1 protein-coding gene is annotated in these 1,220 nt (G+C 45.2%); it reads left to right on the top strand.

Annotation, left to right across the window (positions count from 1 at the left end):
• Nucleotides 1-310 precede the first annotated feature (310 nt).
• Nucleotides 311-1,220: phage integrase SAM-like domain-containing protein (locus tag DEM91_RS12505; RefSeq protein WP_249859124.1), on the top strand; the 910-nt coding region annotated here is incomplete at its 3' end.

Here is a 1,220-nt window from a genome sequence, read left to right as displayed (position 1 = left end):
TTTTACCGGGCAAATGCAAGAAAAGAGATGTTTTATGCAGGTTGATGGTAAGTGATTGAGAATGTGTGAAAAACACGGATTATCGCCGTGTATTGCTTAGAGGGTGAAAGTGCAGAAAATGTGGATTTGTGCAGAAGATACGTTACCAAATCGTTAGCCAAATGTGTGTGAATAAAACGAGGTAACGATAAGCAGTTTGTACAGTGGTGGCGATTTCTGCCATTATGGTGTTTATGCACTGAACCACAATATTTTGCATAACCAAAAACGCTTCAAAAAAGGGTAACTTTGCCCACAAAAACAGAAGCGTATGCAAAAAGGGAAAATGAAGGTTTTGCTCTACCTCAAAAAGAGCGGTTTGGACAAGTCGGGGCAGGCTCCGATAATGGGACGGATAACCTATAATCGCACGATGGCTCAATTCAGCAGTAAGCTGTCGTGCAATCCCAAGTTGTGGAATGTGCGAGAGAGCCGATTGAATGGCAAGAGCCGTGAAGCAGTGACAACCAATGCAAAGTTGGAACAACTGCTTCTCTCTGTACAACGAGCGTACCAAACGCTTTGTGATAGAGGTATAGAGTTCTCTGCAAAAGACATCAAGGAGCAGTTCCAAGGCTCAATGCAGAACCGCACTACGTTCTTTCAACGCTACGACCAGATGGTGGAAGACGAGAAGCAATTGGTTGGCGTGGAGATTTCGGCACGTTGGCACTCGATGTATTACATGCTCAGAAAGCATCTGCAAGCCTTTATTCAGGAACGATATTGCACCGGCGACATTACCTTTGGGCAACTAACCGAGGATTTCTTGGACGGCTTACATCAATACAGCGTGGGAAAACATGGTCATTCACAGAGTTATTACCGCAAGATGGCATTGGCAGTCAAGAAAGTATGCCGTTTGGCTTTTCGCGAGGGTATCATAGACCGTCCTCTCTTTGACCTTGTCAAGATAGACAGAGGAGAGAGTAAACTGCCCAGAGCGTTGGACAGGGCTTCTTTTGATAGGATAAAGCAAGTCCGATTAGAAGAGGAGGAAACAGAACTGACACTTGCCCGTAACCTTTTCCTGTTCACCTGCTATACAGGCACAGCCTTTTGCGATATGATGAATCTGCGCAAGGAACATCTTGTGCAGGATGATGCAGGGGCTATGTGGCTTAAATTCAGAAGACAAAAGACTAATACTCTTTGTCGGGTAAAACTTCTGCCCCAAGCCG

The sequence above is a fragment of the Prevotella sp. TCVGH genome (assembly GCF_023522295.1).
GTDB lineage: Bacteria > Bacteroidota > Bacteroidia > Bacteroidales > Bacteroidaceae > Prevotella > Prevotella timonensis.
The sequence above is the reverse complement of the archived record's forward strand: the minus strand, read 5'-3'. Positions and strand labels throughout refer to the sequence as shown.